The 14,872-nt window shown below is 38.2% G+C and carries 19 protein-coding genes; 12 read left to right on the top strand and 7 right to left on the bottom strand.

Annotated features, from left to right (window positions below; translation table 11 throughout):
- Positions 1-286 precede the first annotated feature (286 nt).
- From HMPREF0766_RS06090 to HMPREF0766_RS06080, 3 genes are read left to right on the top strand one after another with little or no spacing between them, the layout of a single operon-like run.
- Positions 287-1,000, top strand: coding sequence for a hypothetical protein (locus HMPREF0766_RS06090; protein ID WP_248676711.1), 714 nt, complete (start codon positions 287-289; stop codon positions 998-1,000).
- A 14-nt stretch (positions 1,001-1,014) separates the two neighbouring features.
- Complete coding sequence (locus HMPREF0766_RS06085; RefSeq protein WP_172462537.1) at positions 1,015-1,557, top strand: dihydrofolate reductase family protein; 543 nt, start codon at positions 1,015-1,017, stop codon at positions 1,555-1,557.
- A gap of 14 nt (positions 1,558-1,571) precedes the next feature.
- Positions 1,572-2,123 carry a YfiT family bacillithiol transferase gene (locus HMPREF0766_RS06080; protein WP_002994637.1) on the top strand — a complete coding sequence of 184 codons (552 nt, stop codon included), beginning with the start codon at positions 1,572-1,574 and terminating at the stop codon, positions 2,121-2,123.
- A 79-nt stretch (positions 2,124-2,202) separates the two neighbouring features.
- Here the strand turns inward: HMPREF0766_RS06080 and HMPREF0766_RS06075 are convergent, their stop codons facing one another.
- From HMPREF0766_RS06075 to HMPREF0766_RS06060, 5 genes are read right to left on the bottom strand one after another with little or no spacing between them, the layout of a single operon-like run.
- Complete coding sequence (locus HMPREF0766_RS06075; RefSeq protein ID WP_002994636.1) at positions 2,203-3,018, bottom strand: ZIP family metal transporter; 816 nt, start codon at positions 3,016-3,018, stop codon at positions 2,203-2,205.
- Between the two features lie 30 nt (positions 3,019-3,048).
- Entirely contained in the window at positions 3,049-3,441 is a 393-nt protein-coding gene (locus tag HMPREF0766_RS06070; RefSeq protein WP_002994635.1) for a hypothetical protein, read from the bottom strand.
- A 7-nt stretch (positions 3,442-3,448) separates the two neighbouring features.
- Positions 3,449-3,616, bottom strand: a complete 168-nt coding sequence (locus tag HMPREF0766_RS22360; protein WP_002994634.1) for a hypothetical protein — start codon at positions 3,614-3,616, stop codon at positions 3,449-3,451.
- A 10-nt stretch (positions 3,617-3,626) separates the two neighbouring features.
- A complete protein-coding gene (locus tag HMPREF0766_RS06065) occupies positions 3,627-4,100 on the bottom strand; it encodes a thioredoxin fold domain-containing protein (protein ID WP_002994633.1) in 474 nt (157 codons plus the stop codon).
- A gap of 10 nt (positions 4,101-4,110) precedes the next feature.
- Positions 4,111-6,375, bottom strand: a complete 2,265-nt coding sequence (locus HMPREF0766_RS06060) for a TonB-dependent receptor (RefSeq protein WP_115388710.1) — start codon at positions 6,373-6,375, stop codon at positions 4,111-4,113.
- A 120-nt stretch (positions 6,376-6,495) separates the two neighbouring features.
- Between HMPREF0766_RS06060 and HMPREF0766_RS06055 the strand changes: the two genes are divergently transcribed.
- Positions 6,496-7,146: a metal-dependent transcriptional regulator gene (locus HMPREF0766_RS06055; RefSeq protein WP_236590524.1), complete on the top strand. Its 651-nt coding sequence runs from the start codon at positions 6,496-6,498 to the stop codon at positions 7,144-7,146.
- A 54-nt stretch (positions 7,147-7,200) separates the two neighbouring features.
- On the opposite strand, the gene eptA is transcribed toward HMPREF0766_RS06055, so the two are convergent.
- A complete protein-coding gene (gene eptA, locus HMPREF0766_RS06050; protein WP_002994630.1) occupies positions 7,201-8,718 on the bottom strand; it encodes a phosphoethanolamine--lipid A transferase EptA in 1,518 nt (505 codons plus the stop codon).
- On the bottom strand, positions 8,705-9,424 hold the full coding sequence (locus tag HMPREF0766_RS06045) for a phosphatase PAP2 family protein (RefSeq protein WP_002994629.1): 720 nt from the start codon (positions 9,422-9,424) through the stop codon (positions 8,705-8,707). The genes eptA and HMPREF0766_RS06045 overlap by 14 nt, the downstream gene beginning before the upstream one ends.
- On the opposite strand from HMPREF0766_RS06045, the gene HMPREF0766_RS06040 reads away from it, so the two are divergent.
- From HMPREF0766_RS06040 to HMPREF0766_RS06010, 8 genes are all read left to right on the top strand, one after another.
- A complete protein-coding gene (locus tag HMPREF0766_RS06040) occupies positions 9,395-9,991 on the top strand; it encodes a hypothetical protein (RefSeq protein ID WP_236590525.1) in 597 nt (198 codons plus the stop codon). The two genes, HMPREF0766_RS06045 and HMPREF0766_RS06040, sit on opposite strands and share 30 nt — an antisense overlap.
- Before the next feature lies 1 nt (position 9,992).
- On the top strand, positions 9,993-10,544 hold the full coding sequence (locus HMPREF0766_RS06035) for a hypothetical protein (RefSeq protein WP_002994627.1): 552 nt from the start codon (positions 9,993-9,995) through the stop codon (positions 10,542-10,544).
- Between the two features lie 44 nt (positions 10,545-10,588).
- Entirely contained in the window at positions 10,589-11,134 is a 546-nt protein-coding gene (locus HMPREF0766_RS06030; RefSeq protein ID WP_002994625.1) for a hypothetical protein, read from the top strand.
- A 441-nt stretch (positions 11,135-11,575) separates the two neighbouring features.
- On the top strand, positions 11,576-12,079 hold the full coding sequence (locus tag HMPREF0766_RS06025) for a hypothetical protein (protein ID WP_002994623.1): 504 nt from the start codon (positions 11,576-11,578) through the stop codon (positions 12,077-12,079).
- A gap of 25 nt (positions 12,080-12,104) precedes the next feature.
- A complete protein-coding gene (locus HMPREF0766_RS22355; RefSeq protein WP_002994622.1) occupies positions 12,105-12,281 on the top strand; it encodes a hypothetical protein in 177 nt (58 codons plus the stop codon).
- A gap of 182 nt (positions 12,282-12,463) precedes the next feature.
- Entirely contained in the window at positions 12,464-13,132 is a 669-nt protein-coding gene (locus tag HMPREF0766_RS06020) for an SMI1/KNR4 family protein (RefSeq protein ID WP_002994621.1), read from the top strand.
- 70 nt (positions 13,133-13,202) lie between these two features.
- Entirely contained in the window at positions 13,203-13,553 is a 351-nt protein-coding gene (locus HMPREF0766_RS06015) for a DUF2200 domain-containing protein (RefSeq protein WP_002994620.1), read from the top strand.
- An 11-nt stretch (positions 13,554-13,564) separates the two neighbouring features.
- Positions 13,565-14,869 (top strand): tetratricopeptide repeat protein, encoded by a 1,305-nt coding sequence (locus HMPREF0766_RS06010; protein WP_002994619.1) that lies wholly within the window; start codon positions 13,565-13,567, stop codon positions 14,867-14,869.
- Positions 14,870-14,872 lie beyond the last annotated feature (3 nt).

Genomic DNA, 14,872 nt, shown 5'->3' with positions numbered 1-14,872 from the left:
TATAATATATTCACAGTTTATTCAACGTAAATGTAGGCATAGCAACAGAGCTAACCAATGCACAACCGATTGCGCAGTTCACGAAAACGATTTAGTGCACAGCAATAGCACAATACCTGCAACATTCCCCCTATCCGCAAAAGGAAATACAGCAGGTGTTGAAAATCAGGTTGAGACATCAAAAAAGATTTATTAAAATTTCCGCCAAGAACTGCATACTGGGGAAATTCATTTTTGTCACATCCAAACCAAAGCATTAATGTTATATTTATACCAAATGAGTATTATGAACATACTTCCTTCTATTCTTGTCTTGTCGGTACTCCACATACTCTGTTCCTGTAGTCCCTCTTCAACGGGCAAAACGGAAACAACGCAGCAGCACAGCATGATCAGGGACAGCGCAGACAGTCCTACAGTAAAGCCTGCTGCAGAGCTCATCCCGGATACAGCAACCAGGATCCGGTTCAGCGAATTCTCCCTTACGGTCAACCGGCTGGTCGTCTACGAAGAAGATGCTACAACAGCTATCCGAAACACGGATTCTTTGCAAATCGGAGCTGAAATGGGTGAAACAATAGAGGGGCAGCTTATCAGCATATCGGATAATCAACTCAAAGGAATCAAAATTGAACAGCGGTATGAAACGAGTATCACGATTATGAATGAGGGGCCTCACTGTGACCTGACGGAATGGAAACATTTCTATTCCGAATGGAAGCCATTAAAGCAAAATGAAGAAGGACAGTTTATATGTGACAGCTATACGGAAGCAGATTATACAAAATTTCCGGATGTAGCTATAGAAGATCTGAAACGGGCTGCAAAAGAATATTGCGGCAAGGATTGGTATGCATTGATTGAAAATATAAAATCTCCGAATGAGTATCCGAGTGCTGTAGGGATCAGCCAATATCAATTGCGTATAAGCGGACAACGCAAAGATAACGGCAAACCTGTCACCAAGCTCATTTATATAAGTGTCCCGATGGGATGTTAAGCGTGCTAATGAATATGAAGAAAATAATTTTAGATCTGGCAGTTACATTGGACGGATTTATTGAAGGTCCCAACGGAGAAGTCGATTGGTGCATAATGGATGAAGACATGGACTTTGCCGGATTTATGTCTGGTATAGATACCATATTTTATGGTCGTGTCAGTTATGATGCATGGGGCAATTATCAACCGGAAACAAGTGCAGATCCTGTAGAAAAGCAGTTATGGAATGATATCCATAGCAAACAAAAGTTTGTGTTCAGCAGCCAGACCAGAGCGGATGAGCATGCTACTTTTATTCCTTCCGATGTTGCACAAAGGGTCTCTGAGATCAAAGCGCAGGGTGGAAAAGATATCTGGCTGTATGGCGGAGCCAGCCTGATACGGTCGTTTATACAACTGGGACTGATCGATATCTATAGGATTTCTGTACATCCGGTGGCACTGGGAAGCGGCAAGCCTTTGTTTGAAAATTTAAAAGATCGTGTACAACTGAATCTTATCCGGACCAATACATTCAAATCTGGTGTTGTACAACTGATTTATGAACAGAAATAAGATATTAATGACATATGCAGCATCATATGGATAAACTCCGCTATCCGATCGGGAAGTTTGTCCCGCCTTTAGATATAAACCGGCAAATTATAGATGGCTGGCTAAAAATATTGGAATCCTTTCCTCAAAAATTAAAGGAAGAAGTCGTTGATTTGTCGGAACAGGAACTGGAGCAAAGCTACCGGCCCGGGGGCTGGACAATAAGACAATTGGTGCATCATTGTGCAGATAGTCATATGAATAGTCTGATCAGATTTAAACTGGCACTAACAGAAGATACACCCACTATCAAGCCTTATGCGGAAGACCTGTGGGCCGAATTGCCGGATTCAGGCAAAGTGGATATTATGTGCTCCGTCAGGATTCTGGAAGGACTTCATGAAAGATGGACAGTCCTGATAAAGAATATGGCACCTGAAGAATTGGAAAAACAATTCAGACATCCGGAATCCAATGCGCTGATTTCATTAAAAACCAATATTGGCATATATGCCTGGCACGCTGAACATCATCTGGCACATATACGTCTTGCAAAAGGAACGTTTACAGAAACAAATACCCTCTGAAAAAACGGACAAAACAACACCCCATATTCACAGCGGATGACGTCTTAGTAAACAACTGTAAATAAGCAACATATAATCATCAGGAAAGCGCTACATCCAGCATCATCATAATCACAAATCCGATGACGAATCCCAGTATCGGAATATCCGAATGTTGCTCCTGCTGTGTCTCCGGTATCACTTCCTCGATCACGACAAAGATCATAGCTCCTGCTGCGAATGACAGTGCATAGGGCAGTACAGGCATAAAAAAACCTACAGCCATAGCGCCCAATACCGCAAATACAGGCTCAACAATGGCCGACAGCTGTCCGTATGTAAAACTTTTCCAACGGGACAGTCCCATTCTTCTCAGTGGCATAGAGACGGCTATTCCTTCCGGAAAATTCTGCAAACCAATCCCCATAGCCAATAACACAGCTCCGCCTATACTGGCTTCAGGTACGCCTGCAGCTACTCCTCCGAAAAGCACACCCACGGCTAATCCTTCCGGAATATTGTGCAATGCGATAGCGATTGTCAGCAAAGTGGTACGCTGAAGAGAGGACTTGGGTCCTTCAGATTGCTTAAAGTTAATGTGTAAATGAGGCATCAGCTTGTCCAGTCCGAATATAAATAATGCTCCCAATACAAAACCTATCGCTGCCGGAGCGACTTTAGAAAATCCGCTCCCTTCGCTCATCTCTATAGCCGGGCTGAGCAGGCTCCAGAAACTTGCGGCCACCATTACTCCGCCTGTAAATCCCAGCATACCATTGAGCAACTTCTTGTTGACATCTTTAAAAAGATATACCAGTGCGGCTCCTGCGGCTGTGACTCCCCAGGTGAACAATCCGGCGTACAAAGCCGCCAATACCGGATCTATACCGGATAAATAACTTACTAATTCGTCCATTGTATGACTTATATTTTTTTATTTCTTTTTTTATAGCTGATCCAACCGCTTCATCACCATATGATAATATCCCTGTGCCCGTCTTAACTCCAGTCCCGCGACGAGCTGATCAGTTGTTTCATTTTGCCTGATATAGAGCAGGTAATCCACTACACGCTTCAGCAATTCCTTACACTTCAGATACTCTCCCAGCTCTTCATATGTGTGCACCAGATTGTTAATGGAAATAATATAGATCTGAATATATGGAATTTCAGCAAAACTACATGATTTCTCTTCATTCGTCAATTGTACTGCTTTATCGAGTGCCAACTGATAACTCCTTAATGCCTCTTTAAACGCTCCGCTCTGGAAATTTGTATTGGCATATCCGGTCAAATGCTGCCATTCGGCCTCTATTTTCAAACAAATAGTCGTATTCATAGTGCCGTCAGTTTTTTGATTTATGCTTCAGCAACTTGATGGCAATCTCCAGATCTCTGATATTTTTCATTGCAAAAGTAGCTTTTTTCATATTTCTTCTCATCAGATCTTCTTCGTACAGTATTTTTCGAAGTTGTTTTCTTTCATTTTCCAACACGTGCAGTACATATTCCATTGTATTACGATTAGTTTATTTCTACAGATTTTTCTAATATTTTATTCAGTTCCGAAGGCGCTAATAAACCCTGATACCTGAAAATAATATCGTATTTATTATTCAATACAATCCAGCAGGGATAAGACAAACGTCCCTTCTCATCCCGACCTAAGTATTCTGCCAGTTCGTGCACATGTTCCTGAGCTTTATAGCGATAACGCTGTTTATTAAACAGTATATTCTCTTTTGTTCCGGCATCTAAAGTGGCATAATTAAACTTCGTCATTAACTGTAGGATGTCCGGACTGTTCTGCAATTGTTTTTGTTGCATATAGCAATATCCGCAGTCCGCAGTGCTGATCAACACGACAACTGGTTTTCCATTTATCTGCACACTATCCGTTATATCCTGAACAGGTACAGGCTTCAACTGCGCTTCCACGCTCAATGAAAGCATCACATAAGCACACACAACTACTTTATACAGAGAACCGTTATTCATTTATCTATATCTATTTAAATATATTATAACGTATTCCCAGAAAACCACGTATCCCCTGCATGGAAGCATAGTTATATTCTGTATCAAAGGTATACCCATATGGATTATTCACCGGATCATCTACTGTCTTATCAAACGGATCAAAAGGTCGCATCAGCGGATATTTCGGAACAAAATTGAACAGATTCTTTATTCCGCCATAGATTTCCACACCATTCTTCAGCAGCTTTGTTGCCTGAATATTAGCAATACAAAACCACGGCGAATACTCAGGCCGATAATCATCAGGCTGTATCGGTAAGCGCATAGGCCCGGTCCAGTTGGCTGTAAGATCTACAACGTAGCCTTTAGGTAGAGAATAAGTGCCTATAAAATTACCGGACCATTTCGGGGCATGCAATTGCTGTACGCGTTGCATTTGTCCGGCTTCATTTTTTTGTTGATAGACATCCATCAGCGTTACACCAGCCATGATTTTTAAAGGAAAATTGAATTTGAGGTCTGTATTGACAGAAATACCATTGGAAATTGCATGTCCGCGCAGATTCTGGTAAATAATCTTATTCGGATCCGTATCAAAATCACCTGTAATTTTGTTTGTAAAGTAAGAGTAGAATCCGGTAATATCCAGCCCCATAAAAAAGTTTTCATCCGCCACACGCAGGTTATAGTTCAGATTACTGTTATAAGACCGTTCCGGATTCAACTGTTCAGCGATTACCACATCGCGGGCGCCTGTAAGAGCGGCATGATCTTCTGTAAAAAGATTGACCACTCGGAATCCTGTTCCGAAACTGGCACGTATAGTCTGCTTGCTATCCGGTGATAGTTTGTAGGCTATCCGCGGAGAATGTACACTTCCGTGATGCTGATCATGATCAAAGCGGTATCCCAGCAAAACGGTATGCTTATCGTTGACTTTCCACTCATCCTGAATAAATAACCCCGGCAATGGTGTAGTCGCTGGCTGATTATGCTCTCCGTCTTTGGATGCGGTAGCTGGTGTATTATCATCATACCAGGTATAACGGTAAGAAGCACCTAACAGAAAGTTATGATCAGGTATAATCTCTTTATCCCAATAGGTCTGTACAAATCCGACCTTCTGTGTGGCCATATAGGGAGAATCACCGTACCAGGAATTCTGATCATGCCAGTTGTACGAAAATTGTGTAGTGATCTTCTCCGCCACAGGCAACTCATATACTCCGATTACTTCTGCCCGACGGGTATATATACTTTCTCCATAGACTTCACTGCTTCCTCTGTAGGATTTATTCCAGTTCATCTCCCCTCCCCACCGGTCTTCGTAGACATATCGGGCAGCTATGCTGGTCAGTTTATTATCCTTTCTGTCAAACTTCCATTTGTTGAAAACCGAGACTCTGTTTTGTAAGGTCATATCTGTGAAATTGTCCTTATTATGATCTGTTTTTTGCTGAAAATTGTAATAATTAACCCCTAGCATTGAAGTAGCTTTCCCTGCTCTGAAAGAAGTTCCTCCGTCAAAGCTTCCCTCTCCCCAGGTTGTACCGAAAAGATCCAGCGTAAAGCGGGGTGCATGCGAAGGATTTTTCGTAATGACATTGATAATACCGCCCATCGCTTCAGAACCATATAAAGAAGAAGCTGGTCCTTTCACTACTTCCAGACGTTCGACGAGACTATTCGGTATACCGCTAAGACCGTAGACAGTGGATAAGGCACTCACAATAGGCATCCCGTCGATCAGAATCATAGTATAGGGTCCTTCCATACCATTGATGTGGATATCACCGGTATTACATACATTACAGTTCAGCTGAGGTTTGACCCCGTTAATCATACCCACTGCATCAAAAAGACTGGGCGTTGGATTTTTTTTAAAATAAGCCGGAGTAAATACTTCTACCGGAACAGGGCTGTCCAATCGTCTTACAGTGCGCATGGTGCCGGTCACGACGACTTCTTCCAGTGTGGCATCTGTCTGGCCAAGTACAAATTGAATATCGGCGTCAGGATGATCCTTATTCAATGTCAGTTTTTCCAGTTGAGGTTTAAATCCGGTAGATGTAACCTGCAGTTGCCAGTTACCGAAGGGAATATTTTTGAGATGGAAATTTCCTGATGAATCTGTTAATGTTCCTCCCTCCTGTTTGAGAATACGCACACTTGCTGCATCCATTGGATTTCCCTGCTGATCCCTGACTGTACCCCTTACAGTTCCGCTCTGCCCGAATGAGAGCTGAACAACACTCCATAAGCCAAGCATAAGATTTATTTTAATTGTTTTCATTTGCACTTTCATAAATATTAGTTATTGCAAATATACAAAGTTAGTGTAAACTAACAAATATTTTATCAAAAACTAACAATGATGATATTCGGTATATTTATATTTTTTGTATTTTTGGATATGTATTCAGCTGCAGAAGAGAATTATCTCAAATCCATGTTATCCCTTGAAAATAGTCACGGAGAGGTCAGTATCAATGAACTGAGCAAGCGACTCAATCTGAAGATGCCTACTGTCAATGGTATGATCAAGAAATTTGCAGAAAAGGGTCTTGTACATTATGAAAGCTACAAACCGATTCGTCTGACAGATCCGGGTAAAAAAGAGGCTTCCATGATCCTGCGTAAACATAGGCTGACCGAGATGTTCCTTGCCAGAATGATGGGCTTCGGATGGGAAGAAGTACATGAGATTGCGGAACAGATCGAACATATACAATCGACCAAGTTTTTTGATAAAATGGATGAATTACTGGGATTTCCCAAATTTGATCCGCACGGCTCTCCCATACCGGACATCAATGGAAAAGTCGTAAGCCCCAAATATAAATCACTTACAGAGATTGCTTCCGGCTCTGTAGTCAGACTAATGGCAATCGGAGATTCCTCTCAGGAGTTTTTACAATACCTCAATTCTAAAAATATCCATCTCACAGCCGAAATAAATGTGCTGAGTAAAGAAGCATTTGATGGCAACATGACAGTGCGTATTCAGGAAGGCAAACCTGTTGTCTTAAGCAAGATTGCAACAGACAAACTATTGGTTTCCTGATAAGCGACTCATCAATTACATTTTCTTAAGATAATCTTTTTAAGCTCTATCCGATTATTTAAAAATGTTCATCTTTTCATCGAATACAGGACTTTGTATGTTTAAAAAACTTAGCACACTGTGAAATACATGATGCTGAGTCAACATATTATTAGGTTTAAGTTGTCTTGATCCGTCAGTCCAGACGATAAAGGGAATTTCATACTGTTCTTTTGGGGCCATGCTCATGGGTAATCCATGCATGTAAAGATTCTTTTCACCTAAGGATTCACCATGATCAGATACAAAGATCATAGCGCTCTTATACTCTTTCAATTGTTTCAAATCCTCAATGATTTTAGATAAAATGTAGTCGGTATAAACAATTGTATTATCATAAGCATTAATAAGTTCTGTCTGCGAACATTTCCCCAACTCAACGCTATTGCAGACCGGCTTAAAAACCTCAAACTGCACTGGATATTTTTTGCTGTACGATGGACCGTGACTTGTACTTGTATGCAGGATAATCAGATTTTTGTTCTTTTTGCTGGCTAGTATCTGTTCTTTTAGATCTGTTATAAGGATCTCATCATAATTACAACCTTCACCTTTACATGTTTTCGCTAAAAAGTTTCCATCCTGATAATTTTTAATATGTACGGGAGGTTCACCCCAGTTAGTTGTTCTCCAGATCACTTCGACATTATTCCGGTCCAGATAATTGGGTAAAATTTCATACAAATCACCAACATCTTTATACTCCAGAATACTTTTGACACCAGCCGTTGTGTATGTAGCACTGGAATTCGCATTGAAATGCATTACATCAGGTATTTTGGAAAGCAATGGATTTGTATCCTTTTTGTATCCGTAGAGAGAAAAATTTGCGCTTCTTGCTGATTCTCCGATCACCAGTATGACAACAGATTTAACATTATCCTTTATTGTAGCATCTGGCAGCCTGATTTCCTTTTTATTCTTTTGACTTTTATGAATATAAAAAAGAGAAATATTTACCGAGTAAGACCAGGGCATGGCAAGACCGCCTAATGTTTTTGAATTTTTGTCAATCCACAGCCAGTTACTTGCATTTAAAAATATCACAACAAGGATAAATGAAAGAGCAGCTAAAACGGTGATAGAAAATCTTTTTAAAGTCTCCTTTACAATTTTGGCTTTGATGATGTAAATACTTGGAAGGACTCCCAGCAAAAGAATATATAATACCAATTTAAACGAAAAGAAGCTACTGGATTCCGAATAGTTGGTATTGAGGATATTCCCTACCATACTTTCATCCATAATAACATTGTAGGTGTTAATAAAATAAACAGCGACAGCGTTAATAAGAAAGGTAATAACCAATAATAATTTTCCGAAAATATGCGATAAAAAGCAAAAAAGGTAAAAAACAAAAGCGTTGGCCACGAGCATCAGAATGACCAGACTTACAATCATTAAAATGCTGCTGAAGCTAGTATAATCAACATTATTAAAAACAAAAGTGAAAAACGGATAATGAAAGAACAGAAAATTGAGAAGGCTTATTAATAAAACAAAATGAGTAAGTTTTATATCATTTTTGAACATATATCCTAACGGTTTTATATAATGAAAATACTAAGCTAAAGAATGCAAAATAAAAAATTATCAAATTTTCATGAATTATTTTGTTGAATATGGAAATACAACATGCAATAAATAGTATGATAAAAACAGGATAATATTTTTTGCAATTGATCCAGTTACAGACTTTATATTTTCTTGTAATAAAAATTCCGGTAAGCCCTGCAATATATCCGATAATACCGCCAACAATTACATCAATCGGATAGTGTGCCCCCACTCCCACTCTGGTAAAAATTAACACTAATCCAACGGTTACTATAGAAAAAATCCACAGGATTTTATGCCAGAATTTCTGAGGAATAAAAGCAAACAATAAAACGGTGAGCGTAGAGAAAACAGTAACGGAGTGCCCGGAAGGCAGACTATTATGACCTGTCAATGTTTTTCCGATAATCACAAAGCTCGTAACATCAAAAACCGCTGCAGGTCTGGGAACTGCAAATATCTTTTTTAAAATTCCGGAATACAGGCATGATATAAGAGAAGTTACTATCAATGCCTCCCATAATTTTGGAGCAAGTACAACAAAAACAGTTAAGAATGATAAAAATATAAGAGCATCACCAAATTGAGTCAGATTATATTCAATGGCTGGAAATTGGGATAATTTAGAATTAATTAAAAAAAAACTATTTTTTTGAATAGCTATATACTTAGCAACAGACAAGGAATCCTGGCTGTAAAGGTAAAATACAATGCTCCAATTGTGAATGATAAGTGGATTCAATATAACAAAACAGCCAAAGCTTACAAAGGGGAAAAATTGGTACATCATCATCATAGTCAGGGAAGATTTGCATATGCCATACCTAATAAAGTCCATCTAAAATGGAACAGAGTGCTTCATGTGTTTCGTAATGGCGGTAAACTTTCCGGCCTCAAAAACAGAATGAATACTTTAGCTTCAGGTGTGATGGTTCTTCAGGGTTTAGTTGATATATTTACAGGTAATCCTGATTCGTGGATTACCTGGTTTCAGGGTGCTGATAAAACAGGCGTATTGTATTATCACCCGATTAATAAGTTTTATTTTGAAATGTACAGGATAGAAAAAATAAAGGATGCTTCCGGAAATGTAGTACGGGCGATTGTAGAATATGACGCCTATGCGGGATCGGTATGGGATGAAGATGAAAGGCGATATATGGGTGTGTTGAAAGTTGGAACATTTTGGGAAGAAATTGATGTTATCAATAAAAGAACAATAGGACATCAGGAATTAAAATTATTATAGTATGACAGCAAAGGAATTTGTAAAAAATATTAACGAAACCCAAATTTCACAAGACTATCTAAAAAAGAATTATAGTGAAGGTTTTGTAAGAGATGTAATCATTGAGAGTAATATACCGACACTCTCTAAACCATTTGTAGAACATGGAAACGAAATCTTAAATTTAGTTCTTAATTATGATCTAAGTAAGTTTAGGGTCGTTAATTTGAATTTTGATAAGGATCTTTTTAAAGATAATAATTCAATATTTTTTGGTTGGAATGTAGTTAACGATCGCTTAGGATTTTATACAGATAATGGTGAAGTATTTACTTATTATATTTATGGAGACTCTATTACTCATTATTGCGCTCCTAATGATAGTATATTTTTAGACCTTCTTTTTGAGTTGCATAAATTTCATAATAATAGGATTTATGATATAGATAACCAACAGGCAGAATCTTTAAAAAAAACTTTTATGATCTATATTAATGCCTACTTCGGAAACAACAAGAAGTATGTTGATTTTTATGCTTCAGTCATTGGATACGAAGAAGAAGATGAATTATAAATAATTTGAGTAGTTCTCATAACTTTTTTAAATGTCTATTCGATATGACAGCAAAGGAATTTGTAAAAAATATCAACGAAACCCAAATTTCGATTGATTATCTTAGAGAAAATTACAGTGAGGGGTATGTAAAAGATATGTTGAAAGAGACTATTATACCCGAACTTTCCAAGGAATATGTGGAGCATGGTAATGAAATCTTAAACTTAGTTCTAAACTATGATCTGGAATTATTTCGTGTAGTAGAAATTCATTTTGATAAGGATCTTTTTGAAGATGATAATTCAATATTTTTTGGTTGGGATGGAGTTGGAGATCGTTTAGGTTTTGATATGGATACCAAAGAGGTATTTACTTATTATGTATATGGAGATTCGATTACATTTTATTGCGCTCCTAATGATAAAATATTTTTGGATCTTCTTTTTGAAGTACATAAATTCCAAAATAATAGAATTCATGCTTTAGATAATCAACAAAAAAGATCTCTGGAGAAAACTTTCATGATCTATATTAATGCCTACTTCGGAAACAATAAGAAGTATGTTGATTTTTATGCTTCAACAATAGGCTATGATGATGATTTGTAAATAATTTGAGTAGTCCCTACAACTTTTTTTTAAATGTCTATTCGATATGACATCAATAGAATCTGTAGAAAAAAATAACAGTACGCAGTTATCATTGAACTCCAACATTTTATAAGTATCAAAAAATGTTGCGTAAGTTGGCGCCACGCCAGCTGTTTTCAATAGCCGGATACCAGATTTTGCAGATGCTGAATTGCTGATGCGGACTTCCGCAGACGTTTTGTGTTATTATGGTCGTAAATTGCACCTGCCCTATCCGCCGGTATCTATCTTACTTATGTCCTTACCCATAATATTTCTACAGGCCTATGGTAGCCTCTCACAGAAATATTCATTTTTCATACGAATATACGTCCAATTGCTGCAAATTTTAATCCGCTATATTTCCTGATTATTTGTTCACTATATTTGACATTATAAACAACTGAAAGCTAATACACTATGAAAACAAAATCTATTTTTCCGGCTTTATTTATTACCGCTGTAGGCGCTGTATGGTTATCTTCCTGCAATGGTTCTTCAGTAGACACCGTAAAATCACTGGAGTCTAATTACGAAAATCAAAATAAGAAAATAGAACTGACAGGTGAATTTGATGCACCTTCATTCACTTTTGCTTCCAGCAGATCCAAGACATTAGGAATGCACTTTGTCGTGAAACCACACGCTATAAGCTCTGAAAAATTTATTGTGACAGATGTTGTTTTACCTATCGGTACAGACAAAAATACTGTTGTGATGGATATTGCTGATGATCAGAAAAACTATACACTCAAAGATTTCTATATATACGACAAGGACGGTAATAAGTATAATCTGGATGAGCATACACAGTTTAAGATCAGCGGTACGGTATCGTATAATGAGCTTGAAAAAGAAGAAAGCGAACGCCGTACAGACAACTTTGCTTATAAACTGACAGATGTCACGATAGAGAAAGACTAAAAGAGCTAACCTTAAATTGTATATCATGCATATAGAACTTGGAAGCGGATTTAATTTTGGATGGGTTATCATTGCTATAGCGGTGATTATGGCCGGAGGTATTTACATAAGTTACAGAAAGAATTATCCGATTAAGATAAAGTATATTATAGCTGTTATTATAATGCTAATTGTTGGTGTGAAGTTTATTTTAGAAAAATGATTTTCTGAAATTATGTGTCGCAATTGTTCACAGTCGAAAGATTGTGGACTGTTGTATTACATAATCCGAAATGAACGATTCAGGATAAATCAGGACACTTTAAAGCACTAGTATTTCCGATACAGCCTCTCCTTTCATAAATCCGTAATTTCATTATATTTAGGTTTCCAAATGCACATAGTATGCAAATAGAAAGAATAAAGACTAAACTTCAGCAATTAAAGGAATCAGATACTGACCTGGAACTTTTCGGAGCGGAAAGTCACATGTATACTTTGCATGCTCCCCTCTCTATAGAGGAGATCAGAGTGTTTGAGTCAGAAAATGAGGTAAAGTTACCTGAGGATTATGTGTTGTTTCTGACACAGATGGGCAATGGCGGAGCAGGTCCGTTCTACGGTATATTCCCTTTGTCGGAAAGTCTTATAAATCTTTCGGATAATGCCGGTAATGTTACTTATTTTAATCTCTCAAAGCCCTTCCCACATACAGAAGCCTGGAATGTGGAAGAAGAATTAGCGGAGCTGTACGACCGCATAGAAGAGGCATATGAGGCCGGAGATGAAGAACTGGAAGAAAAACTGTTTGATGAAAAGTGGGATCTTATCGGTGCTGAAGAACACGATTACGGACGATTATATATTGCGGACTATGGCTGCGGAGTCTATATCAGCCTTATTGTAAACGGAGATGAAAAAGGCAATATCTGGACGGATGACCGGACTAATGATGCAGGCCTCTACCCTTCTGTAGAATTGGGCAATACAGAACGGATCCGGTTTCTGGACTGGTATGAGCGTTGGTTAGACAATTCACTGGAAGAACTAAACAGCTCTGCAAACAAAAACTGATTATGGTGTTCTCTCCGTTATACGGGAGAATGGAACAAAAATCAAAACAGGATCAACAATACTATTCAACATGGATAATTCAAGAGTATATAAAATGTCATTTGCAGGTGTATATCCGCACTATATTCAGAAAGCAGAAAAAAAAGGCCGTACCAAAGCTGAAGTGGATGAAATCATTTGCTGGCTTACAGGATATACTGCTGAAAGCCTGCAAAAGCAGATCGATAATAAAACCAATTTTGAAATTTTCTTTGCTGAAGCACCGCAGATCAATCCTAATGTTTCGAAAATATCAGGAGTAATATGTGGATATCGGGTCGAAGAGATAGAAGACAAGCTTATGCAGCAGGTCCGTTATCTGGATAAACTCATAGATGAACTGGCAAAGGGTAAAGCGATGGAAAAAATTCTACGCAAGTAAATGTATTGATCATGATGAAACAGCTCCTGCTTTTCTTTTTTGTGTGTACCAGTCTTTCCCTGACTGCCCAAACTACTCTGCCCCTATCTGTTGCAGACAGTCTCTATGAAGAAAAGGAATTCACAAAAGCGCTGCAGGCTTATGAAAAGCTTTTGCTGCAGGATGAAAACAACAGCTATATATTATGCAAAGCAGGTTTATGCCAGTATGAACTAAAGGACTTTCAGAAAGCTAAAGAAAAATTCCGCCTGGCGGCCTTGTACTGTGCTCCTGAAGACAAAGAAAATATAGCTTTATATTACACCAATCTATCTGCCTGCTTCTCTAATCTTCAGGATAATGAAAAAGCATACGAATATGCGATAAAAGCATATTCCATAATGGAAGATTCCGGCATCCAACTATGGAATGCTGCATCTATGGCTCAGAATCTGGGAAAATATGATGAATGTCTGAAAATAATGGATAACGCAAAGGTCGAAAAAAACAATGCTTTTCTAACCCTGTACGGAAGATGCTATATGGCCAAAAAGCTATATCAGCAATGTATAGAAAGCTACGAACAGTTTTTGGCTAATTATGATGCTAATGATGATTTCGTCACATTAGATGCCGAAGATGAAAAGGGACGACTTGTAATTGCTTATGCATTCAGACTTACTTCTCCGGATTTAAGTGAGCAAGAAATTGATGCATGTATTGCCAGATTAAAAGAATTGTGGATTAGTCAGTCAGCTGATGAAATGGCAAGGACTAATATGCTGAATTCTTTTTTTAAGGATGAAAATATCTGCAGTATCTATAGCTATTCTGCCATAATATGTCACAAATTGTTCAACGCATTGGTAACAGATGCAAGCCCTGTAGAAAAAATGCAGTTTGCGTATTATACCCAAAAAAATTACTCCGATGCGTTGGAGATAGCACGGGGTCTTATGAACAATACAGCTCATCTTAGTGGGGAGGAACTTCAGAAGGTTAAAGCAATCCGGTATTTTGCTTCTCTCCGGCTTTTTATAGCGGATTATCTCCGTAAGGGTAAACAAGTGGATCAGGAACAGCTCCGCGCATTGGCTGTCGGATTTAATGATCTTTTTGAAAAGGGAAAAATGTATAGTGATGAGGAATTTCAACAGGGTACAACAGAATTCGGGTATATGCAGGAAACATTCACCTGCTTTCAAAACTCGTTCAAAACAAAAGAAGAACAAAGAGAAGCTGCTCCTATATTGTTACAAATCATAAAAGATCTGCCAAATGTGAATGCACGAAAAGAATTAACGGAAATTCTCAGTAAGGGATATATTCAAAATTAGAAG

Source organism: Sphingobacterium spiritivorum ATCC 33861 (assembly GCF_000143765.1).
GTDB lineage: Bacteria > Bacteroidota > Bacteroidia > Sphingobacteriales > Sphingobacteriaceae > Sphingobacterium > Sphingobacterium spiritivorum.
This window is presented reverse-complemented; position numbering and strand designations above follow the sequence as displayed.